Genomic DNA, 21447 nt, shown 5'->3' on the forward strand with positions numbered 1-21447 from the left:
CATGAAAGGAAATGAATGAGTATCTCAAGGCATTCCAGGCTATTACCCAGTTTAGCGATCGATTGTTGGCAGACGAATATCAATCCGTGGAGATTAAACAGTCAGCTACCCAACTCAGTTTAGATGTGGAACCTTGTATTGACGAAATTAAGCAATCTGCCATCAGACTCAAGGGGTTACTTCAGGTATGTTTCAAAGATGTATCTCATGCTGAGGATGTCTGGAATAGCAAGCCGAGAATTGCTGGATCATCTCCTGTTGATGTCTGGGAGCAAATTGGCGAACTAAGCGGATGCGATGTGAGAATTCGCAGTTTAGGAAAGCAGGGCAAATATGATGCTGTTGTTAAAGTTCGCAAATCTTGGAGCGACAAGGCGACTAAGTTAAAAAATCAGTGGTTTTTGTGGGATAAAAACGCTCAAGTCTTTCAAAGAGATACTATTGGTTTTTTTGAAAAAGATAATTTGCACAAAGAGTTGCGGAATGAAGTTGATGCCCAAGCCGAGCGAGTGATTTTAATTATGGAGAATGAACTAACTTTAATTTTTCAAGAATTACAATCTATAGATATAGAAAAATTTGAAATTTGTATTGAATGCTTCGACCTAAAGAGTCAGTCGAAATTTAGAGAGCGACTACAATCAATAGGCGGGGAGATTGTATCGAAGTTTACGGAGCCACTGAAATATTTGCCTGATTCTTATATTAAAACTTTTAAAGAAACACTGAAAGAACCTGTAGAGAATTTGGTTCACAAAAGCAAGATGGGAATCAGTTTGGTCGATTTTGAAGAGTCCTGTAAAGTGATTGGGTTAATCCTGGATAATGTGATTATAGCAATTTTTGAGGAGCGCATGAAACTGGCAATTCAAACAGTTGAAAAAGCGATTAAATTCTACAATAATTTTTTAGAGAAGCAGGCGCGGTATCAGAAAGAGACGCCGGAACAGCGATCTGCGGAAAAAATTTGGATCGAATGCCAGCGGCAGCAACTCAGGGAAGTTCAGCAGTATATTGATGCAGTCATTAGTCATTAGTCATTAGTCATTAGTCATTAGTCATTAGTCATTAGTCATTAGTTATTGGTCACTGGTTATTGGTTATTGGTTAGTAGTTATTGGTTATTGGTTATGGGTTATTAGAACGAACAACTAACAATTAACAAATAACCACTGACCACTAAAAACAGTCAACAGTCAACAGTCAACTGTCAACTGTCAACAGATTATTGATATTGACCGCTGATTTCGTAAACGATCGCGCCCAAAGACGCTAAGCTAGCTAAAATTAGCATTCCGGCCGGCATGAATTTTTGAGTTTTAACAAGGCGCACAATAAAGACTATTACTAAAACAGCGGAGATGGCTGCTGCTAATGTTAAACCCCAACTTTGTCCCATAAGCTGGGCGGTGCCGGCAAAAATTAGCAGGGAACCGCTAATCAGGCCGGAAATGAGTGAGGCTTGGCTTTTGGCCTTGATATAACCCATGATGCCGCCAACCAGTGTTAAAATGCCGTAGCCGATCGCGGCTGTTGTACCTAAATTCATTTTTAATCCTCCCGATTTCACTGTTTGCATCTAAATTTATACAGCGCAGCCTGCAATTAGTGTCACGAATTGTTAGAAAATTTATTAAAGCCAGTCAGGATATGTAACTGTTATACAATTGCCATTATGTCAGCCCTAACTTCTGGTGCGATCGCCCAAATCCGTTACCTCCAGCGCCAAGCAGCATCCCTGCTGCTGTATCAATCAGTTCTCAAAAGCCCCGCAGGTCAAGCTTTTCTCGATTTGCTGCAAGCCCTTCATCACAGCGAAGTCAGCGGTTTGGAATGTCAGATAGCTTACGGAAACTGGTTCAAACTTCAGGCTGCTAAAAATTTAAGCTGGAAAGATTCTCTGATTTCCGAAATTCTCAAAGACGAAAACCCCTTTTCTCGCCGAGCTCAGCAAACAGATTTTGCAAGTTTGCCCCCCGCTTTGGTGGAAGCCGCCCGACATGATTTAGAAGTGCTGCAAAATATTTACGAATGCAGCAGCGAACAGTTGAGCAAGTGGGTGCGCGTAGCGGGTCAACTTGACGCAGTTCCTCCGATTTGGCATTCAGAAACTGTAGCAGAACCGGGAGATTTGCCGCTGCACGGAAAACTGGAAAAATGGTCGAGCGCGGTGGAATCTTTGGCAGTTTATTACCGACAGTTTGGCACAGGTTTGTTTGCTGAATATCGCGCTTTTAGGTGGCGGGGAGGGCAGTTGGCGAGTATTTCGCATCCCGATGGTATAACTTTAAAAGAGTTGGTTTGCTGCGATTGGCAGCGGGATGCTCTGGTGAAAAATACGGAGTTTTTGTTGGCCGGTTATCCGGCTTTGCACGTCTTGCTGTACGGCAGCCGCGGTTCGGGCAAGTCTTCTTTGGTGAAGTCGCTATTAAATGAATTTGGCTCTCGCAATCTGCGCTTGATTGAAGTATCTAAATCGGATTTGCAAGATTTGCAGCTAATTGTCGAGCAGTTGCGAGGAGTTCCTCAAAAGTTTATTATTTTTGTGGACGACCTTTCCTTTGAGGAAGATGACGATGCTTTTAAAGCTCTGAAAGTTGTCTTAGAGGGGAATGTCACTGCTCGCTCTCAAAATGTGGTAGTTTACGCCACATCTAACCGCAGGCATTTAATTCGAGAGTTTTTTGACGACAGACCTCGCCCCCGCGATGGAGACGAAGTTCACGCTTGGGATACTGTGCAGGAAAAACTTTCATTTAGCGATCGATTTGGCTTGACTTTAACTTTTGAACCGGCCGATCAAAACACTTATTTAACAATTGTCCGACATCTCGCAGAACTTGCTGGAATCAAACTCGCTCCCGATGATTTGGAACACCGCGCTAAAGAATGGGCAACTCGTCGCAATGGGCGATCGGGCAGGACTGCGCGGCAGTTTGTTGATTTCCTGAAAGCAGAGTTAGCCCTTTTTGACAAATAGATGGTCTGCGTTAGGAGGGCGGGTTTCACTTTCCATATGGAAAGGCAATTCAGGATCTGAAGAAACCCGCCATTGCGTCGATCGGGCAGGACTGCGTGGCAGTTTGTTGATTTCCTGAAAGCAGATTTAGCCATTTTTCACAAGTAGATAGTCTGCGCTGAGAGGGCGGGTTTCACTTTCCATATGGAAAGGCAATTCAGGATAGGAATTAACCCGCCATTACAGCACCCAAGGGCGAAATAAAAATTCTTAATTTTTTCATAATTTTATTGATAACAACTAACTAACAAAATTTGATATAATTATCAAAATCTCCCAAGAAACCTCCAGAGCCAGAACCCATCCTGACTCCATAAATCGACCACTAAATAATGAGGAAAATATCATGGGTTTATTTGATAAAGTAGCGCAGACTCGTCAAGAAACGGACGTAACGTTAGGGCCGGCCGAAGCATTTGCGGCGATCGCGCTAATTGCCGTAGCAGCCGACGGTTACATCAATGACAGCGAAAGTAAAGCGATTAGCATGACGCTATCTCGGATGCAACTGTTCCGCAGCTATCCCGATGACGTAATGAGAAAAATGCTCGAGCGCCTGCTGATGATTCTGCAACGGCAAGGAGTTGAGGTACTGTTTAATGCAGCTTTGGCAACCCTTCCCGACGAACTTAAAGAAACCGTTTTTGCTGTGACAACTGATATCGCTTTAGCAGATGGCGAGGTTTCAGAAGAAGAAGAACAACTTTTGAACGATCTTTACAGTGCATTGGGGCTTTCCGAAGATATTGCCCTCAAGATTATAGACGTGATGTTGATTAAGAACAAAGGTTAATAAATCAGGGGGAGGAGTGAGGAGGGCGAATTTTACAATATAAAAAATTAGCGCCTACTTACTTAGCTGACAAATTCTCCAAAAGTGCGGGTTGAGGGATATGATGGTTGGTAAAATTGCGAGCCCAATTGCGATCGCCCGCTACTACCTCAAATGCCTTTCACTTACACCCGCACTGTTCACTTTCAAGATACCGATGCTGCTGGAGTCGTTTACTTTGCTAACGTTTTGGCGATGTGCCACGAAGCTTACGAGGCATCTCTAGCAGCATCGGGAATTAATCTCAAAGCATTTTTCAGCAATTCCGAGGTTGCCTTTCCCATAATTCATGCTAGTGTAGATTTTTATCGCCCAATGTTTGCGGGCGATCGGCTGATAATTCAATTGACGCCCAAACAACTTACTGGCGATGAATTTGAAATTGCCTATCAAGTATTTTCTGAGGAAGTTGCAGGAAGAAGCGCTGCTAAAGCTCTGACTAAGCACGTCTGCATCGATGCACTTAGCCGAACTAGAAAACAGCTATCTGAAGACTTGATGCAGTGGATGAGGAAATTTGAGATTGAGATTTCCGATTAGTTCTATCTTTAAATAATAGCAGGGAATGACTGTAAAATTTCTGTTTTGTTGATAATTATTTCTGAATTGTTGATATTATGTCAAATCGCAATTATGCCATTGTGGGCACGGGAGCTTTAGGCGGATTCTACGGTGCTAGACTGCAACAAGCAGGTTTAGAAGTCAATTTTTTGCTGCGCAGCGATTACGATTACGTCAAAAAACACGGTTTGATTGTCGAGTCTCCCGAAGGCGACTTCACCCTCCCCCACGTCCGCGCCTACCACGACGCGCACAAAATGCCTCAGTGCGACGTAGTAATTCTAGCGCTGAAAACAACTCAAAATCACTTGTTGCCCAAAATTTTGCCTCCTTTATTAAAGGATAACGGCGCGGTTTTAGTATTGCAAAACGGATTGAATACAGAACCGGAAGTAGCTAAAATTGTCGGTGCAGAACGAGTGGTTGGCGGGCTGTGTTTTCTCTGTTCTTATAAAGTTGGGCCAGGTCATATCTGCCACCTAGATTACGGCACTATCACGCTGGGAGAATATTCCCAAGAGTACAAAGCAATCGGTATTACTAATAGATTGCACCAAATTGCTGCGGACTTTAAACGTGCTCATATTCCCATAAAAATGAGCGATGATTTGCTATTGTCAAGGTGGAAAAAGCTGGTTTGGAATATTCCTTATAACGGGCTGTCTGTAGTTTTGGATGCGAGAACTGACGAACTGATGGCTAATCCTGATACTCTGATTTTAGTGGAGGAAATCATGGGGGAAGTGGTAGCGGGAGCCAAAAGTTGCGATCGCATTATTCCCGATGATTTTATCCCACAAATGCTTGAATACACTCAGAAAATGAAGCCTTACCGCACCAGCATGAAAATCGATTATGATGAATCGCGGCCCCTGGAAGTTGAGGCAATTTTTGGTAATCCGATACGGGTGGCGCAGCAAGCAGGTGTTAAGTTGCCCCAAATAGAGGTACTTTACCGAATGTTGAAGTTTGTGGATTTTCAAAGACAAGAAGCAGAGAGGACGAGAAGGCTGTTAGGTTTGTCGTAATTAGTCAGTTGACTGTTGAATGTTGACTGTTGACTGTTGTCAGGAGTCGGAAATAAGCATGATAAATTCTGCCTTCTGTATAGATTGCGCCTAATAATTATTGATCTTTGAGCGCAATTTCTTGCAATTGTTCTCGATTGACTTTGCCTTGAGAATTGCGGGGCAATTGTTCGACGATTACCCAATATTTCGGCCGCTTAAACTTGCTCAACTTATCTTCTATTGCCGCTTGCAGATTTTTGATAGTAACTTCGGAATTAGCGGGAACGTAGATAGCCGTAACGACTTGACCCCAATCTTTGTCTGGCAAGCCAATTACAGCAACATCCGCAACTAAATTAGTCGATCGCACAACGGCTTCAACTTCCGCCGGAAATACATTTTCTCCGCCTGTGATAATTTTATCGCTGCTGCGTCCGACGATATTTAAGTAGTTATTTTTATCAAAAAATCCCACGTCGTCTAATTGGAAATATTCGCGATCTCCAAATTTTTCAGGATAATAACCCAACGCCAAAGATTGAGCATTAACCACAATATTTCCAATTTTATTATCGCACAAAATCTTGCCTTTTGCACTGCGAATAGTTATTTGAGCGTGCGGTAAAGTTTGACCGGAACTGTTATTACCCGCGAGAAAATCTTCGGGTTTTAGTGTAGCAATTTGCGAGGCTGTTTCGGTCATGCCGTAACTAGGCGCTAATTTGATTTGATAGTTTCTAGCTGTTTCTAAAAGTTCCGGCCAAGCGGGAGCACCGCCCAAAAGTACAGCACGAAACCGTCCCAGCCAATTAGCTGTATCTGGGTTTTGCAGCAGCCTTTGCAGTTGAGTGGGAACTAAAGAAATGAAAAATTCTTCGGGTTCGATATCGCTTTTTTTACCATTTTCTAATTCTTTAAATGGCTGAATAGCCAGTTGTCCTCCGGTAGTAAAGGAACGCATGAATTGCATTAAACCGCTGACGTGGTATAATGACAAAACGCAAAATGAATTGATTTTGTCAACTTGAAAGTATTGTTGAAAACCTTGTACGGATGCTGTTAGCGTTTCCCAAGTGTGGATGGCAAAACGAATTTTTCCTGAAGAACCGCCGGTGGGAATCATGATCGTATCAAAACCGCTTTTTGTCGGCGAATGGAATTCGCGGCTATACAAACGAAGTCCGCCTTCGCGGACTGGGATATGGGGATTGTTGGGAAGCGGGTATTGTCCTAAAAATATGTCTGGTTGAACTAAATCAAAGACTTGTAGCCATTCTTGTTTTACCCAGTTGGGATTGCACAGAAAAATCTGGCATTGGGCGGCGCGGGCGGCGGTGAAACTGGCAAGAAATTGCACGGGATCTGGTTCTGCGAGGCAAATTTTTGGGGGTGTTGTTTGTGCGTGATTTTGGGTGATTTCTTGAAATAGCCGATCGACAATTCGGGAAAATTCGCGACTGTCACAACCAATCAGCCAATTATCTGGCAAGCTAGGCGCGAGATCCCGAATATTTACTGTGAGATTTGTTGCCATAGATGCTTTCACCAAGTTTCTCGATTCAAAACAATTACCTAACTCGCCTGATTTAGTCGTGAGACTAATCTAAAATCTAAAATCTAAAATCGAATGATTTTCATCGAACCAGCAATCGGTGCCGAAGCCGAGTGCTCTCTTATTTAAAGACAATTGTGTTGCTAAATTTAATGCTGCTTGTCGGCCGATTTCGGTTTCAAATACTGATGAGAAAACAGCGTCTATATTGTGAGTTTGACAAAATTTTCGCAGTTGGGATGGGGAACCGCATATCGCAGGTTTAATGACGAAAATGCCCCGCCAGCCTTGGCTGTAGCACTCTTGGATGCGATCGAGGTTGGCGGCAGATTCATCAAGGGCGATCGGAGTTGCATAAATAGCATTCAATTCTACCATTTCCTGAAACTGGGTTACGGGCAGGGGCTGTTCCAAAAATTCAATGTCTGCGGAAAAATCGGGAGTTGCTTTTACCTCGTCGCAAGCTTCCAGCCATGTTTTAGCCTGCGAGTAACTGAGTCCCCCGTTGGCATCTAAGCGCAAAAATGCTTTTTCGCGCTCGCACAAATTGTGCATTGCTTCGATTAGCTGCTGAAAAATCTTTAATTCTTGTTCAATTGCAGCAACACCAATTTTCCATTTAAACGTCCGATATCCCTCTAACCAAAGCACTTGCAAAGCCTGCAAAGCTGTTTCTCCGGCAGGCAATAAACCGCTGTACTGACTCAGCCTCTTCTCCTCCTCTTGGCAAAGGTAAGTTAAATTTTCGCTTTTCTCCCCCCCTTGCCAAGGGGGGGCTGGGGGGGGTGAATTTTGCTCGTTTGATAGTGCTGACTCAAAGCCAAATTGACAAGCCGGCAATTCAGCGGAAATAGCAAAAATCATCTCTGATGAAATATTACCTGGCAACGAGTTACAAAAATCTAAAGCTTGCTCAAAACTTTCGGAACCAAACCAACTCAAAGGGGCAATTTCTCCCCACCCAATTTGATTGTTTTCGCCCACAAGTCGCAGGATAATTCCTGATCGAATATCCCAGATGCCGTGACTTGTTTGCAAGGGACGCTTAAATTTTCGCTGATAAGTGCGAAACTCGAATTGATAAAGCATTAGTTTTTTAGTTAATCATAAAATTCTCTCACAAGTGCGACAAACGTATCAATATTTTCAAAATGGATATTATGACCAGCTTTTGGTACAATTTCCAGAAGGGCGGCTGGACACAAGCTGGCAATTTCGGTATTTATACTTGTAAATTTATCATCATAAGCTCCCGCTAGCAAGAGGAGGGGGATGTGATTTTGTGCGAGTTTTTCCCAGAGAGAGGGCTGGTTGCCGGTTCCCATATTGCGGAGAGATTTGGCTAGCTCTAAGGGATTGTTTGCTAAGCGGGTTTCTATGAGTTTGTCGAAATTGGGAGAGTTTTTTAAAGATTTGAATAAAGGGCGATCGTACCAGTTGAATAAAAAATCTTTAATGTTGCTATTTTCCAGCTTTTGTGCTATCGGCAAATCGGCTTCCCGGCGGTGCGATCGCTCTTTTTCTGTCTTCAATCCTGGCGAAGCTGACTCTAACACTACTTTCTCGAATCTTTCTGGAAAATGTAATGCCATGTAAAGTGCCAACCGCCCGCCCATTGAATAGCCCAACAACAAACATTTATCTATTTGTAAATCATCTAATAAGTGTATCAATGCTTGAGCTGTATTTGATATATTGTAGCAACTTTCGTCGCCGATTACTCTGGTTTCTCCGTGACCGGGAAGGTCAACTGCTAAGCAGCAATAACTGTTAGAAAGTAAGGGAATGACCCTGCTAAAGTCTTGAGTGCTGCCCGTGAATCCATGCAAAAATAAAATTTTTGGCTGATTTGTGTGACCAGTTAAGGAATATTGAAACTTATAATTATTAAATTTTTCCATATACAAATATACGATTCAATGTGAGGTACGGATTGCTAAATTAAAGAAGATTTTGAGAAGTCACCCAACTCGGCCAACTCTCCCAACTCCCTCAGCTTAGCAAACCATACCTCAATTTTACCGAAATTTTTGATTAGCCACTCTACAAAACAAACCCCAACGCCAGCAGCAATCCGCTCGAAAAATGCAGCGTAACTGCGATAAACTTAGAGTTGCTGACCTTTATCGGTTGGTCGTGATAGTCTGTGACATGGCTGCAAAGGTCGATCGCAAATGGCAAACTCCCAAAAATCAACAGCGTCCCAATTGGGAACATTCCCAAAGCCACAAATAGCACAGTCAAAGCATAAACGCTCCCGCATAACCACTGCAACAACTGAGCACCTTTTTTCGTACCGAGTCGCACAATCGGCGATTTTTTACCCGCAGCCAAATCGTCCTCAACTTGGTGAAAATGGGAACAAAATAAAATGATACTCGTTGTAATTCCCACGATTGCAGAACCCACCAAATTAGTGGCAGACCAAGTTTGAGTTTGACTGTAATAAGCCGCAGCCAAAGCTAGTGGCCCGAAGGTGAAAAAGCAAATAATTTCTCCCAAACCCTGATAGCCAAGACGAAACGGAGGCCCTTGATAAGTGTAGCCGAGAGCACAGCATAAAACTACTAGCAAAATTACTGTTGGGTCTTTTTGCCACCAGCTTATGGCGCAGATTCCTGACACTCCGACTGCTAAAAACAGATTGGCTAGCCAGAAAATTAAAGCTTTATTTCCGGTTAAGTTAACTAGGGAATGCGCTTTGTTTTTATCGATGCCTGTTTCTGAGTCAAATACATCATTGCTGAGATTCAGCCATGCTATAATCAAAATGGCTGACATTAAAAATGTCGAAAAAATTGACGAATTAATCGTTTGAGTTTCGGCAAAAGCAATTGCAGTTCCTACTGAAATAGGAATCACCGCAACGCTGTACATGGGCGGCTTGATTGCCGCCAGCCACAATTTACTATTTGAACGTTCAATTAACTTTGTTGTCATTACACAAACTTGATTCAATTGATAGCAGCGTAGTAATTTTACAATTTTATTGGTGAACAAAGTCTACTCTCGATCGGGTTGAGTGCGCGGCGGACATCCACACAGAGGCTGTGGCGGTACTCAAACAGCGCAAGTAGCCCGTCTGTAAACCTCTGCAGGGGGCGATCGACTTTTGCGAAATTTAGCCGATCGATCTTAAAGTTTTGTGTCTAAATGTTTCGATCGATCGCCCGACGGTCGGTTTTTTTCCCCAACAGAGCCCAAACAGGGAGGGAAACTCAAAAGGTCGTGTTTTGCGATCGCCCTCCCGTGCTTAGATCGAAATAGGGGTTTTAGCCGGACAAACCCACACTCTATCTGACAAATCTGCTATTCTCGCTTTCATGACAGTAATACCGCACCGCGCTAATCTCTTGCAAGACCGCAATCAACTGCATCAGTTTCTGTTAAATTGCCAGCAGTCTTTAACCGAAAAAGATCGCACAAAAATAGTTAGTATTTCTCAGGAAATTTATCCCCTCGATCCGCTAGCTGTACTGCAAGAGATTTCCGAACCTTGTCAGCGGCACTTTTACTTTGAAAAAAGAGACCCCATTGCCGGCAAAAGTTTTGCAATTGCCGCCCTTGATTCGGCAATCCATCTCACCGTAGCAGGAAGCGATCGATTTGTAGCAGCTCAAAACTTTATTCGTTCAACAGTTGCCAATACAATTACCATTGGTGCGGAACGCTTGCCATTTAGCGGCCCTCACTTTTTTTGTAGCTTTGCTTTTTTTGATGAGAACATTGCTGCTAATTCTTACTTTCCGCCCGCCACCATATTTTTACCCAAATGGCAGATCACCAGACAGAAAGATAGCTGCATTCTCGTCGCCAATGCCATCATAGAAAAAGATCGAAACGTTAAAAACATTGCTGAAAATATTTGGCAAACGTTTGATAAAATTGAATCTCGCAAATACCATAAACTAACAACTGCGATCGACAGTTCGATATCTTTGAAACAAATCCCCGTCAATGATGCCACTCAATTTAAAACATCAGTAAAGTCTGCTTTAGAACTGATCGCCTCTAAATATTTTAGTAAAATTGTTTTATCCCAAGCAATCAATGTGATTTCTCAAACCCCTTTCAGTTTAATAGATTCATTAAACAACTTGCGTCTCAGCTATCCAGATTGCTATGTATTTTCAACCAGTAACGGCAAAGGACAAAATTTTATCGGTGCTAGTCCAGAACGCTTAATTAGCATTCACAACAATCAGTTATTAACAGATGCTTTAGCAGGTTCAGCACCGAGAGGAAAAACGGAGGCGGGAGATGCGAAATTAGCCCAAGGATTACTAGAGAGTGAGAAGGATATTCGCGAACATCAAGTTGTGATTGACTTTATTGTCGATCGCCTGTCTAAACTCGGCATTACTCCCAAATTTTCCCCAGTGCCCAGACTGCTGCAACTATCAAACATTCAGCATTTGTGGACACCTATAACAGCTCAAATTCCCCCTGATATTCATTTATTAAAGATTTTAGCTCAACTGCATCCAACCCCAGCGGTAGCGGGCGTGCCGAGAGATGTTGCCCTCGAACAAATTCGCCGCTGCGAAAGCTGCGATCGCTCTTTGTACGCAGCACCCCTCGGCTGGATCGATCGCGCCGGTAACGGCGAATTTGCCGTGGGAATTCGATCGGCATTAATCGATGGCGATCGGGCTATACTTTATGCTGGTGCTGGTATTGTGGCGGGTTCAGAACCAGAGAAAGAACTAGCAGAAATTCAGCTCAAATTACAACCACTTTTAAATGCTTTAGTCTAATAATTCAGCTAATTTGCAGCATCTAGAGTTGTCAAGTTAATTGAGTGAGTCTGTGTTAATGTTTAATTTTCACCTCCTCAAAATGTTCTACTATGGGAAAAGGATCGTAAAAATGGTGAAGCATTCTTTTCCACTCTTGATATTGAGCGGAATTCCTAAATCTAATGGTATGAGCTTCTAAATTTTCCCATCTAACCAATAATAGATATTTTCCTTGAACTTCTGTGCAGCGATGAAGTTCGTGAGATAAATATCCATCTATAGACGATATCAGACTGGAGGCTTCTCTAAAAGCTATCTCAAAATCCCTCTCAAAGCCAGATTTGACATTAAGCACAACCGCCTCAAGAATCATAAAAATGTATCCTGACAATTATTTGAGTATAATATCCTAGCACAATACAGAGTTGAGCTACTCAGGTTTAGCAATGCCAATAGATTTTCGCAACACAAATACCGTCTGGGCTTCCGTATTAGCAGAAACTTTGCAGCGGTTGGGATTAACTACCGCCGTGATTTGTCCCGGTTCGCGATCGGCACCGCTAACAATAGCCTTTGCTCAAAACAAAAAAATAGAAACTATTCCCATACTCGACGAACGTTCAGCCAGCTTTTTCGCATTAGGAATTGCCAAAAAATCCTATTTGCCAACCGCACTAATTTGCACATCGGGAACCGCCGCAGCCAACTTTTATCCTGCGATAATAGAAGCCAGAGAAAGTCGAATTCCGCTGCTAATATTCACCGCCGATCGACCTCCAGAACTGCGGGACTGTCACGCCGGACAAGCGATCGACCAAGTGAAAATCTACGGCAATTATCCCAACTGGCAAGCCGAATTAGCGATACCTTCTGCGTCCACAGGAATGCTAGACTATCTGCGGCAGACGATCGTGTATGCTTGGGAGCGATCGCAATTTCCAACACCAGGCCCTGTCCACCTCAACATCCCCTTTCGCGACCCGCTTGTACCCGTTCCAGACATTGCCGTAGAAGCTTTAGAAACAGAATTTAATCCCGAAGATTTCTTTGCAGGATTAGAACCCATTTTCGGAGGAGAAAGCTCTACCCCCCCCAGCCCCCCCTTGTTAAGCGGGGGAGAAGGAAGTACAATGCAACAGTGGCAAAAGTGCAGCAAAGGGATAATTATTGCAGGCGTTGCACAGCCTCAATTTGCCGAAAAATACTGTAGTGCGATCGGCCTAATTTCCAAATCCTTAAACTGGCCCGTTTTAGCAGAAGGACTATCCCCAGTCAGAAACTACGCCCAACTCAACCCTTATCTAATTTCCACCTACGATTTAATCCTGCGAAACCGCGAACTAGCAGATAAATTAACCCCAGAAATCGCCATTCAAATCGGAGACTTACCCACAAGCAAAGAACTGCGAAACTGGCTAGACAAAACCAAACCAAAATGCTACATAATCGACCCCAGCCACCACAATTTCGATCCGCTACACGGCAAAACAATTCACCTGCGAACCTCCGTAGAACATCTCGCAACTAATCTCGCAACTATATTAACTCTTGTCCCCCCCCTTATTAAGGGGGAATCAACTCTTGTCCCCCCCCTTATTAAGGGGGGGTTAGGGGGGGATCGAGCCCCTGCTACCACTAATATCTCCCCTCAAATCCCCGCCCTGACCAATGGGGAATCAACTCAAATCCCCCCCCTTAGCAAGGGGGGGTTAGGGGGGGTTCTAACCTCTCCCTCAAACGAATACCTCCAACTTTGGCGCAACACCGAAATCCAAGTCAGACAAACAATAGACCAAAAAATATCAGCAATTAACAACATAATCGAGCCCAAAGTTTCCTGCCTGCTTTCCCAAATTTTGCCGCCCGCAACACCGATATTTATTGCCAACAGTATGCCCGTGCGAGATGTAGAGTTTTTCTGGAAGCCAAACCATTTAGAAATAAAACCTTTTGTCAATCGCGGCGCGAACGGCATAGACGGCACATTATCAACAGCTTTGGGAGTTGCTCACCGCAATCAAAGCAGCATCATGCTAACAGGCGATTTAACACTTTTGCACGATACGAACGGTTTTTTAATTAAAAATAAATTTGTCGGTCATCTGACAATCATATTAATTAATAATAACGGTGGCGGAATTTTTGAAATGTTACCCGTTGCGAAATTTGACCCGCCCTTTGAAGAGTTTTTTGCCACGCCGCAGCAGATTAACTTTGCTCAGTTGTGTGCAACTTATGGCGTGGAACACGAGATAATAGACGATTGGGAACAGTTCAAACAAAAATTAAGTTTTTTGCCAAGTAGCGGGATTCGCGTCTTAGAATTGCCAACAGAGAGGCGCGCCGATGCTAAATGGCGGCAAGATAATCTAAGTAAATTTGCCAAAGATTTGTAAATTTGTAGGTTGAGCAGGTGGAACGAAACCCAACCTACACTAATTTAAACTGCTGGTTGAGCTAGCAGCGCATCTAACTCTCCATCTGCATCGAGTTTGTGAATGTCATCGCAGCCGCCTACGTGTTGCTTATTAATGAAAATTTGGGGCACGCTGCGGCGTCCGTTAGCGCGATCGGCCATTGCTTTTCTAGCCGCTTCGTCGCCATCAATTTTGTATTCCGTGAAATTTACGCCTTTCCACCACAGCAAAGTTTTGGCGCGGATGCAGTAGGGACAGGTTTGCCAAGTATAGATTTCCACATTGGCTTTGATGCGATCGGGCTTGCGGCCCAAGATGGGATTGAGAAAATCAAGCATTTTCGGTACTGGGGTAAAAATTAAACTGGTTGGGGGATTAACGATCATTTTAGCGAAATGCCTTCAGCCCCACGTCCTACCCAAAAATCGGCGCGGGATGGAATTGCCTGCGGCAACCTGTGCCCCTGTGACCCAAGTCACAACTTTACCCTACTCGGATCACTTGCTTTCACCCTAGAGAATCACATTCGCGGCCTCATTAATATCACCGATCTTTTGAGGAAACCAGAAGATGATAAATATATCGAATTCAACCGCACTGCCATGCACCCCGTACAACTCCTCCCCGGCGCTATCTCTGAAATCCTCGCTTCTGTAACCGATACAGGCGTTTTGACTCTGGCGGATCGCTACGGTTTGATGGCCGCCACCTTCGACGACTCTCTGAATGACGAAGACAGAGGCTGTGTCAACCGCTTGCTGCGGGCGGTGCTCAGAGGCCGGGTGAAAGTAGTCAACGAACTTTCAGCAGCATTCTAATCGGGATTTGAAGTTTTGTTCTGAAGGCAGGGTGAGTCAGCGGTAGATGAAAATAGTGGAAACTCAGGCAGGAGTGGAAACAGCGGTAATTTGAATTCGATTTAAAAGTTTTCTCCTCTAACTCAACAACGGTTTTTTTGTCAAAGCAGCCTTTACCGGCTGCTTTTTTTTTGATTTAATCGCGGATTTCCAGGTTGTACTGGCGGCAGAGGGCGATCAGTTTTTGTTGGAATCGATCGCGCACACTGTCTGGAGACACAATGACGCAATCTTCGCCGTAACGGAATACCTCCCGAATCAGCCAAAAGGGATTAGAGACGCGCCGCACGACTTGGCGGACATCTCCGATGACTTGATCTTCCTCACTGATATCTTTTTGCCTGGGTTCGTAAGCTTTTACCATGCCACGATAAAAGTGTAAGTACACTTTTAAAAAATCTAAGCCTTCCTCGCGCCACTGTCCGTCCATTGGCTCAATAGCCTTGATGCGATCAAACCGCAAACACCGATTGTGAACAAGTTCGGGATAGTCGGGATTTTTGAGATCGTTAGTCTCTTCGCACCAGATTTCCAAGTAAAAGCGCTTTTCTTCAAAGGAAATCTCTGCGTAGCGCACTGTAAACTCTAGTTCCTCGTCTTGAGCGTTCAGGTAGAGCAGGTGGAAAGGTTGCTGGTTATTGATGTGTCGATCGACTTGAGTTCGCCATGCCACGCTAGGCTGATTAGCTAATTGCCAAAGCGATTGGCGCATCGGCGCTTCAAGCTCTCCTTGGTCTAACACCAGACTTAAAAGGGTTTGAGCTTGTCCGGCGTGACCTGAATCTGTCAGGATTTTAGTGGCTTGCAGTAGCGCTTCCACCTGAGTCGGGTTCAGGGTAAAGAGTTTGCGGACTTCCGGGGTTTGTTGGGCGATCGCGACGATCAACCCCGAAGGACTGGGACTTTTGCCCCAGAAAATGTTCAAGCGGCGAGCTAGCTCCTCTAGCTGCTCCTTGGTTCCCGGCGGAACTGACAGTGTAAGTGTTTCTTTTTTCCTAGACATCTGTGTAATATACTTGCATTATTCATAATAGTCTGCAATACTCTACTTATTGTACTTAAGAAAGCCTGACCGCTTAAGGCAGCCTGCCATGAAAGAAAGTCTTACTGATCGCCTACTGCAACTGATGTCCGATGGCCAGTGGCACTCAACAGAGGAACTGGTGGCAAAAATCAGTCATCGGTTTTCCGCAACGCAGCACGTTTTGAAGAAGCGGGGTTACAAGTTTGATAAGCGGCGGATAGAAGGACAGCACCACGAATATCGGTTGGTGACGAGTCCGAAAGCGAGCGCTTCTTAAATAAACTTTCTCAGATATTGGGGGTAGTATCTACTACTCCTAATATTCAGCTACCGGAGGTAAATGACTGTGAATTGGAAGCAACTCTCTTTGTTTGATGATTTGGATGAACAGCCTCAAAAAGTCTCAAATGAAGACGCTATGGATGAGATTACTAACTCTGACATCAGCATTCTTTTAAGTGCCTTAGCTGCTAAAGTTATTTCTGACCGTCAAAGGTCAGAAGTAATTACTAAATTAGCAAATCAGTCAGAGGCGGTAGCGATCGCACATTCTTTCAGCGACTCTAGTCTAGTTAGAGAACTCAGACTCAGGCGCAGTCAAGAAAAAACTCAGCTACCAAAACTAACTTTCACAGGCGATCGCGTTATCTATCAAAATCAAGATATTGGCAAAACTCAAATTTTGTACAAATCGCCGTTACCAGGAGAGTTACAGGCAAGATTATCTATTGAAAGCGCCATAGATAGATTTTTAGAGTATTTGCAGAAACAATATCAAATAGCGGTACTCCATGAAAGTGACTATCACGTACAGGTTTTTATTCCCCATCGAAAAGCAGCAGCCGACTTTAGTCAATATTGGCGAGAGTTTATCGAAAATATTGCTTTCTCAACTTATGGCGATACCAAGCGCAATTTACCAGGATTAGTACAAACATTCATTGTCATGCTCAATAGTGTCACTCTAGCCGGACGCGGTTTCAGTACCTTGGAAATTCCGATTTTGACACAAGAGCAATCTAATGTTTTAGCCGCTTGGTATTTGGCAGTTGTTAGGGAGGTAGAAAAGCGTCAAACAGAGCGTCAAAAGCAAATGAAGGCTCTCAAAACAGAAATAGATAATCCTGAGACAACTGATAAAGACCGCAAATCTTCAGAAAAAAAGTTGCTAGAAAAGGAGGAGATGCAGTTAAAAGAAGCGAAAAAGTACAACGAAGCTTTTCAAAAGTCCTTTGGTAAAGTCCTGCAGGAGCAACAGTCTATAGGGCAAGAGCTAAATCAAATTAAAAGTGAATTGGCGGACTCAGGGTTAACGAAAGCACAGAGGAATAAGTTAGACAAACAGCAAGACAAGCTAGTTCCTCAAATTATTTTTACTCAAGAGTCGGTCCAGCAAAAAATGCGATTGCTCGCAGAGTCAGATGGTGAACCATTTAAGTTTATTCAGTGCGATCGCCAACAAAACCCCGCTCGGTTCAAAAACATTGTTAACATTTCTAAAAGTTTCACTAAAACTGCTACAGACCAGATCAATGCAACTCGTGGAGATATTTTTACTCAGTGTATTCTAGAGATGTATCGCCTTTTGGAAAATCCGCCAAGCGCTCCATTCCCTGAACCATTGCTGAGCGAACAGCCAAGTATCAAAGAAGTCCGATTGGCTGGAGATGACGGGAAAGATTTTTGCTATTCCTGCGGCGTTACTCTTGAAAATGCTAAATGGAAAGTAGCCAGATTTATGTTTGAGCGACCTTCCCAGCGTCGTCAATCGTCATCAAGCGAAGATCGACCTTATATTTGTGCTTCCTGTTCAGCTTTAGCATTTGCTTCACCCTTAAAAATTACTGATGAAAGCATCATTTTGAAACTTGAACCGCTCAATCAAAGTGAACCTGCCAAACTCAGAGTTAAAGACTACATTAGAATGTTAACCAATAAAGAGTTACATTTAAGTGCAGGTCGATATTTAGTCCTAGCCTCAGATCGAACTGGTGGGGGTGATTTAGCATCCCAGAAACTCGGTCAAGTTCAATATGCACTAGCAAAAGTAGCTTCAATTTTTGCCCTTGAGGTTTTAGCTGATTTTAAATTCTCGCTAATTATTCAGGGAAGTCAGCCAAAACACTTAGCCAGCAGATATCTAGTTTTCATAAAGGGATTGATCGACGGCTACAACCAATCAATTGTAATTACTGGCAAGGAAATTAATATGACTCTAGGCGATGCTGTTCGCTATATAGAGGGAGATTTACCCTTTCTTGCTGAATACGATGTGACGAAGGCTGCTGCTAAAGTCAACTCTTTGCAACTTGAGAAAGTCCGCCAACTCTACTGGCAAATCATTCAAGAAGACTTGAAATTACAAGGAGTAAATATGGGGTCATCAAACCAAATGGCTAAACGAGCCAAATTATACAAGGATGTCACTGCTTTGACTGGATTAACCTATGCCTTTGCTCAATCTTTAGAAAGTACAGCTAAAAAGGCAATGAAAACAGAAGATGCAGAAAGAGAAGTAAGTAAAATCATTGAAAAAGTGGATGATGCCGTTGCTTTTTGCTACTACGCCACCCTTGGGGATGAGAAAAAAACAAATGTCCAAGCAAGACTTTATTGCAACCCTGAAAACTACTTTGTTTATGAACAAACAAAGAATTTGTTGGAAGAATTAAAAATTACCAACAGAGAAGAAAAAGATGCAGAAAAACAGCAAATGTGGCTAACGCTCTACGCTGATGATGTGATGAGAGCTTATACCTACTTTGCTGAAAATGGCTACAGTCAAGACCGAGAGTGGAATGAGTTAACTTATAACTTAAAACTTTCTCTCTACACTCGTTTTCCTGAATTGGTTCGCAAAGTAAAATCTACCACGGATAAAAACTAATCATGGCTGCTAAAAAATTTCAAACAACTAATGATCAAACTGAAAATGGTTCTGAGACGGCTAAGGAATCCAAAGTAACCAGTGGATTACCCAGAACAGATGAAAAGAACCCTCGTATGCACTTTGATATTTATGCCATTCTTGAAGGTTCGCAGGAGCTTTATTTTGGGCATGAAGTACAAGTCAATGTCAACTTGGTGGAAATAGTTAAGCTCACTACTAAGGATGGGAAATCCATCGAAAAATGTTATATCTCTCCAACGAAACGGCGAGGTGTTGAGCGACGTTGCTTGCTTTGGGCACCTGTGAAAAGTGGGGAACTGCTAGGAGATAAACAACAGTGTGGCATTCCCAAAACTTGTGCTAAACCTGACTGTCCTATTTGCGCTCCCTATGGTGCTCTTGACCCAGGAAAAAGCACTTTAATTGGTCGCGTTACTCACGGTGGCGGTGTTGCTGTTCAAGATATTTACCCAGTAGAGAAGCAACGGGCAATGCACCCGGCACGTCTAGTAAATCAAAAAGATGAAACGCCGATACCATTTAAGCGTCAGTACAATCAGCCCGGTATCCTCTATCCAGTGTCTAACCATGCGTTGAGTGTTACTGATAAAGATTTTTCCTCTGTTGCCTATGCTTTTCTGGATTCCTTACCACGCATTGGTTCAGGAAATCCCAAGGGAATTGCGATCGCTGAAAATGGGGAGAAAATTATTCGGGCTAATGGTGAAGAAATTAATTTTGATGTTTCTATGCCATTATTAGTCTTAGATCGCTATCTTTCTCCCAGAGGCAAACGTCCAATTATCTCCCCTTCAGAAACTCATCCCGGAGAGGCAATCTATAAATTTATTCAACTAGCCAGAACTCCAGAAGATAACACCGATCGCATCCAAGCAACTTACTTCGATCGCTGGATTGGAAATGCAGCATTAGAGAAATTACAAGAATACGCCGCGAACTTCGTTGAAACTGTTTTACAGGCGTGATCTATGTACTGCATAAAACTCACCATCACACCTACGGCAGCAATGACATTTCGCATTCTGCCAGGGTCAATTCTCAATATTGCCACCTATCCTTTTGTCCCGCCGACAACTCTATCAGGTTTCTTGCGAAGGTTAGGAATGCTCAGTGTCGGGTTAGAAATTCCTGAAACTCGAATCAACAAAGATGACCCGCCGTTTTATGCTTTACCCCGTCATTATGTAGCGCTAGGAGCTTATCCTAGCTTAAACAGTTGGCGAGGTGTGCATAAAACCTACCGCAAAGGAATGCGAGAATTTAATCACGATGTATTTTCCCGATTGTATGTGGAAAAAGACAAAGCTAACTTTCAACTCCACACTTGGGAATATTTAATTGTTGAAGAACTAACGGGTTATGTCGTCAGCGAATCTTTACAAGGTTTAGAACATTTCCAAGACGTAGAAACCTACGGCTGCAAACTGGGTAAAGAAGGCTTTGCAGTTGTCACAGAAGTTTTTACACCCATTGAGTTAAAGCGCGAAACAGTTACAGCTTATCCATCAACAATTGTCCCGATGGAAGCAATGTTACAGAGTTCTCAGTTTGTTGGAGGTTGCGATATTTACAACTTGTACCGTTACAACTGGTCTGCTGGTTCTGAAATTGATTCAGAAACAGATGGATTTTTAGACCAAAATCGCACTCTTGTAGATGGATTTATTCCTTTTGTTGCCGCTTACTACCCGCAAGCTTTTAACTCTCCACCTACTCTTGATTGCTACACCGACGGAGAAATTTATATCCCCGTTTCCCTTATCAACCTGCTAAGAGATTAAGTTTATGGCTAAGTCAGAACGTCAGCCTCCCTATAATTTTGGTCGTGTCTTTTTTCCTAGTGAACCCAATCCCAATCCGGCTATTCCCAATGAAATCCGTTTTCAGCCTCTGGGCAATCATGTTAGCAATGTAGGAAAACTGGTAAAAAAATGGCAACCTAGTGATTTTCCTGACCCTTACGAATCCTCATTCAAGCGAGTAATAAAAGCAGCCAACCTTCACGATATTGGTAAACCCCAGAAATTCGCTCTCCAAGTTGAGACTGACTCCGAACAAAAGTTTAAAAAATACATCTACTCATTTAGAGGGCATCGATTTCTAGCCGAATGCAAGGATAATCTCTGGGTGGAAAAACTTGCTCAAGGACATCACGATTTTTCAGTAAAAGATATTAGCCGTGATGCTTATGTGTTAAATAAATATCCAGAGCACCAGAGCATTCTTGCTAAAGATCCCTTAGCTTATGCACGAGAACTTTACATTTTAGAAATGTGCGATCAAATTGAAGCTGAGTTAGCTTGTCGGGTAATTGGAGATGACGAGCAAGCCGAGTCGCGCACTTTCATGGATTATACCATTGCTAAGGATGATTCCGAGCAAAATGTTTATCGAGTTGACCCTTGGATTTTTTCGCCAGACCAAATTGAATTAACTTTTGACTATTGGCAGAAGTGTTGAACGCTTATTGATAGGATTCTGAAAATAGACATACGAATCCTATAAAATGCTGATTTCAGCAATTG

The 21447-nt window shown here is 43.2% G+C and carries 21 protein-coding genes; 13 read left to right on the plus strand and 8 right to left on the minus strand.

Annotated elements, in window-relative coordinates:
* Positions 1-11: 11 nt before the first annotated feature.
* Positions 12-1037, plus strand: coding sequence for a hypothetical protein (locus tag QUA34_RS18725; RefSeq protein WP_333388878.1), 1026 nt, complete (start codon positions 12-14; stop codon positions 1035-1037).
* A 188-nt stretch (positions 1038-1225) separates the two neighbouring features.
* Here QUA34_RS18725 and QUA34_RS18730 read toward each other — a convergent pair whose 3' ends face one another.
* Complete coding sequence (locus QUA34_RS18730; protein WP_333080715.1) at positions 1226-1549, minus strand: TMEM14 family protein; 324 nt, start codon at positions 1547-1549, stop codon at positions 1226-1228.
* A gap of 126 nt (positions 1550-1675) precedes the next feature.
* Here QUA34_RS18730 and QUA34_RS18735 point away from each other — a divergent pair, with 126 nt between their 5' ends.
* The 4 genes from QUA34_RS18735 (at position 1676) to QUA34_RS18750 (ending at position 5440) form a co-directional block, all read left to right on the plus strand.
* On the plus strand, positions 1676-2980 hold the full coding sequence (locus tag QUA34_RS18735) for an ATP-binding protein (protein ID WP_333388879.1): 1305 nt from the start codon (positions 1676-1678) through the stop codon (positions 2978-2980).
* Between the two features lie 385 nt (positions 2981-3365).
* On the plus strand, positions 3366-3812 hold the full coding sequence (locus tag QUA34_RS18740; protein ID WP_333388880.1) for a tellurite resistance TerB family protein: 447 nt from the start codon (positions 3366-3368) through the stop codon (positions 3810-3812).
* A gap of 153 nt (positions 3813-3965) precedes the next feature.
* On the plus strand, positions 3966-4391 hold the full coding sequence (locus QUA34_RS18745) for a thioesterase family protein (RefSeq protein WP_333080717.1): 426 nt from the start codon (positions 3966-3968) through the stop codon (positions 4389-4391).
* 77 nt (positions 4392-4468) lie between these two features.
* Entirely contained in the window at positions 4469-5440 is a 972-nt protein-coding gene (locus QUA34_RS18750; RefSeq protein ID WP_333324692.1) for a putative 2-dehydropantoate 2-reductase, read from the plus strand.
* Between the two features lie 97 nt (positions 5441-5537).
* Here the strand turns inward: QUA34_RS18750 and QUA34_RS18755 are convergent, their stop codons facing one another.
* From QUA34_RS18755 to menA, 4 genes are all read right to left on the minus strand, one after another.
* Positions 5538-6956 (minus strand): 2-succinylbenzoate--CoA ligase, encoded by a 1419-nt coding sequence (locus QUA34_RS18755; RefSeq protein WP_333324694.1) that lies wholly within the window; start codon positions 6954-6956, stop codon positions 5538-5540.
* Between the two features lie 69 nt (positions 6957-7025).
* Positions 7026-8063, minus strand: coding sequence for an o-succinylbenzoate synthase (locus tag QUA34_RS18760; RefSeq protein ID WP_333324696.1), 1038 nt, complete (start codon positions 8061-8063; stop codon positions 7026-7028).
* 11 nt (positions 8064-8074) lie between these two features.
* Entirely contained in the window at positions 8075-8875 is an 801-nt protein-coding gene (gene menH, locus QUA34_RS18765) for a 2-succinyl-6-hydroxy-2,4-cyclohexadiene-1-carboxylate synthase (RefSeq protein ID WP_333324699.1), read from the minus strand.
* 142 nt (positions 8876-9017) lie between these two features.
* Positions 9018-9914: a 2-carboxy-1,4-naphthoquinone phytyltransferase gene (menA, locus tag QUA34_RS18770; RefSeq protein WP_333324701.1), complete on the minus strand. Its 897-nt coding sequence runs from the start codon at positions 9912-9914 to the stop codon at positions 9018-9020.
* 383 nt (positions 9915-10297) lie between these two features.
* Between menA and QUA34_RS18775 the strand changes: the two genes are divergently transcribed.
* Complete coding sequence (locus tag QUA34_RS18775) at positions 10298-11731, plus strand: isochorismate synthase (protein ID WP_333388881.1); 1434 nt, start codon at positions 10298-10300, stop codon at positions 11729-11731.
* 55 nt (positions 11732-11786) lie between these two features.
* Here the strand turns inward: QUA34_RS18775 and QUA34_RS18780 are convergent, their stop codons facing one another.
* Positions 11787-12086 (minus strand): antibiotic biosynthesis monooxygenase, encoded by a 300-nt coding sequence (locus tag QUA34_RS18780; protein WP_333388882.1) that lies wholly within the window; start codon positions 12084-12086, stop codon positions 11787-11789.
* 73 nt (positions 12087-12159) lie between these two features.
* Here QUA34_RS18780 and menD point away from each other — a divergent pair, with 73 nt between their 5' ends.
* Positions 12160-14109: a 2-succinyl-5-enolpyruvyl-6-hydroxy-3-cyclohexene-1-carboxylic-acid synthase gene (menD, locus tag QUA34_RS18785; RefSeq protein WP_333388883.1), complete on the plus strand. Its 1950-nt coding sequence runs from the start codon at positions 12160-12162 to the stop codon at positions 14107-14109.
* 44 nt (positions 14110-14153) lie between these two features.
* On the opposite strand, the gene grxC is transcribed toward menD, so the two are convergent.
* On the minus strand, positions 14154-14468 hold the full coding sequence (gene grxC, locus QUA34_RS18790; RefSeq protein WP_333075604.1) for a glutaredoxin 3: 315 nt from the start codon (positions 14466-14468) through the stop codon (positions 14154-14156).
* Between the two features lie 264 nt (positions 14469-14732).
* Here grxC and QUA34_RS18795 point away from each other — a divergent pair, with 264 nt between their 5' ends.
* Positions 14733-14948 carry a hypothetical protein gene (locus QUA34_RS18795; RefSeq protein ID WP_190731630.1) on the plus strand — a complete coding sequence of 72 codons (216 nt, stop codon included), beginning with the start codon at positions 14733-14735 and terminating at the stop codon, positions 14946-14948.
* Between the two features lie 175 nt (positions 14949-15123).
* Here the strand turns inward: QUA34_RS18795 and QUA34_RS18800 are convergent, their stop codons facing one another.
* Positions 15124-15990: a WYL domain-containing protein gene (locus tag QUA34_RS18800; RefSeq protein ID WP_333388884.1), complete on the minus strand. Its 867-nt coding sequence runs from the start codon at positions 15988-15990 to the stop codon at positions 15124-15126.
* 88 nt (positions 15991-16078) lie between these two features.
* On the opposite strand from QUA34_RS18800, the gene QUA34_RS18805 reads away from it, so the two are divergent.
* The 5 genes from QUA34_RS18805 to QUA34_RS18825 all read left to right on the plus strand — a co-directional run bounded on the left by QUA34_RS18805 (position 16079) and on the right by QUA34_RS18825 (position 21382).
* Positions 16079-16288 (plus strand): hypothetical protein, encoded by a 210-nt coding sequence (locus QUA34_RS18805; RefSeq protein WP_333228775.1) that lies wholly within the window; start codon positions 16079-16081, stop codon positions 16286-16288.
* 63 nt (positions 16289-16351) lie between these two features.
* Positions 16352-18898, plus strand: a complete 2547-nt coding sequence (locus QUA34_RS18810) for a hypothetical protein (protein ID WP_333388885.1) — start codon at positions 16352-16354, stop codon at positions 18896-18898.
* Between the two features lie 2 nt (positions 18899-18900).
* Positions 18901-19887 carry a hypothetical protein gene (locus tag QUA34_RS18815; protein ID WP_333388886.1) on the plus strand — a complete coding sequence of 329 codons (987 nt, stop codon included), beginning with the start codon at positions 18901-18903 and terminating at the stop codon, positions 19885-19887.
* A gap of 3 nt (positions 19888-19890) precedes the next feature.
* Positions 19891-20703: a hypothetical protein gene (locus QUA34_RS18820; protein ID WP_333388887.1), complete on the plus strand. Its 813-nt coding sequence runs from the start codon at positions 19891-19893 to the stop codon at positions 20701-20703.
* A 4-nt stretch (positions 20704-20707) separates the two neighbouring features.
* The gene (locus QUA34_RS18825) at positions 20708-21382 is read left to right on the plus strand and encodes a hypothetical protein (RefSeq protein WP_333388888.1); all 675 of its coding nucleotides are present in this window, start codon (positions 20708-20710) and stop codon (positions 21380-21382) included.
* Positions 21383-21447: the final 65 nt, after the last annotated feature.

This window comes from Microcoleus sp. POL10_C6, from assembly GCF_036701585.1.
Lineage (GTDB): Bacteria > Cyanobacteriota > Cyanobacteriia > Cyanobacteriales > Microcoleaceae > Microcoleus.

Coding starts and splice junctions, on each gene's coding strand:
- QUA34_RS18725 (WP_333388878.1), top strand. CDS start 12: ATGAATGAGTATCTCAAGGCATTCCAGGCTATTACCCAGTTTAGCGAT.
- QUA34_RS18730 (WP_333080715.1), bottom strand. CDS start 1,549: ATGAATTTAGGTACAACAGCCGCGATCGGCTACGGCATTTTAACACTG.
- QUA34_RS18735 (WP_333388879.1), top strand. CDS start 1,676: ATGTCAGCCCTAACTTCTGGTGCGATCGCCCAAATCCGTTACCTCCAG.
- QUA34_RS18740 (WP_333388880.1), top strand. CDS start 3,366: ATGGGTTTATTTGATAAAGTAGCGCAGACTCGTCAAGAAACGGACGTA.
- QUA34_RS18745 (WP_333080717.1), top strand. CDS start 3,966: ATGCCTTTCACTTACACCCGCACTGTTCACTTTCAAGATACCGATGCT.
- QUA34_RS18750 (WP_333324692.1), top strand. CDS start 4,469: ATGTCAAATCGCAATTATGCCATTGTGGGCACGGGAGCTTTAGGCGGA.
- QUA34_RS18755 (WP_333324694.1), bottom strand. CDS start 6,956: ATGGCAACAAATCTCACAGTAAATATTCGGGATCTCGCGCCTAGCTTG.
- QUA34_RS18760 (WP_333324696.1), bottom strand. CDS start 8,063: ATGCTTTATCAATTCGAGTTTCGCACTTATCAGCGAAAATTTAAGCGT.
- menH (WP_333324699.1), bottom strand. CDS start 8,875: ATGGAAAAATTTAATAATTATAAGTTTCAATATTCCTTAACTGGTCAC.
- menA (WP_333324701.1), bottom strand. CDS start 9,914: ATGACAACAAAGTTAATTGAACGTTCAAATAGTAAATTGTGGCTGGCG.
- QUA34_RS18775 (WP_333388881.1), top strand. CDS start 10,298: ATGACAGTAATACCGCACCGCGCTAATCTCTTGCAAGACCGCAATCAA.
- QUA34_RS18780 (WP_333388882.1), bottom strand. CDS start 12,086: ATGATTCTTGAGGCGGTTGTGCTTAATGTCAAATCTGGCTTTGAGAGG.
- menD (WP_333388883.1), top strand. CDS start 12,160: ATGCCAATAGATTTTCGCAACACAAATACCGTCTGGGCTTCCGTATTA.
- grxC (WP_333075604.1), bottom strand. CDS start 14,468: ATGCTTGATTTTCTCAATCCCATCTTGGGCCGCAAGCCCGATCGCATC.
- QUA34_RS18795 (WP_190731630.1), top strand. CDS start 14,733: ATGCACCCCGTACAACTCCTCCCCGGCGCTATCTCTGAAATCCTCGCT.
- QUA34_RS18800 (WP_333388884.1), bottom strand. CDS start 15,990: ATGTCTAGGAAAAAAGAAACACTTACACTGTCAGTTCCGCCGGGAACC.
- QUA34_RS18805 (WP_333228775.1), top strand. CDS start 16,079: ATGAAAGAAAGTCTTACTGATCGCCTACTGCAACTGATGTCCGATGGC.
- QUA34_RS18810 (WP_333388885.1), top strand. CDS start 16,352: ATGACTGTGAATTGGAAGCAACTCTCTTTGTTTGATGATTTGGATGAA.
- QUA34_RS18815 (WP_333388886.1), top strand. CDS start 18,901: ATGGCTGCTAAAAAATTTCAAACAACTAATGATCAAACTGAAAATGGT.
- QUA34_RS18820 (WP_333388887.1), top strand. CDS start 19,891: ATGTACTGCATAAAACTCACCATCACACCTACGGCAGCAATGACATTT.
- QUA34_RS18825 (WP_333388888.1), top strand. CDS start 20,708: ATGGCTAAGTCAGAACGTCAGCCTCCCTATAATTTTGGTCGTGTCTTT.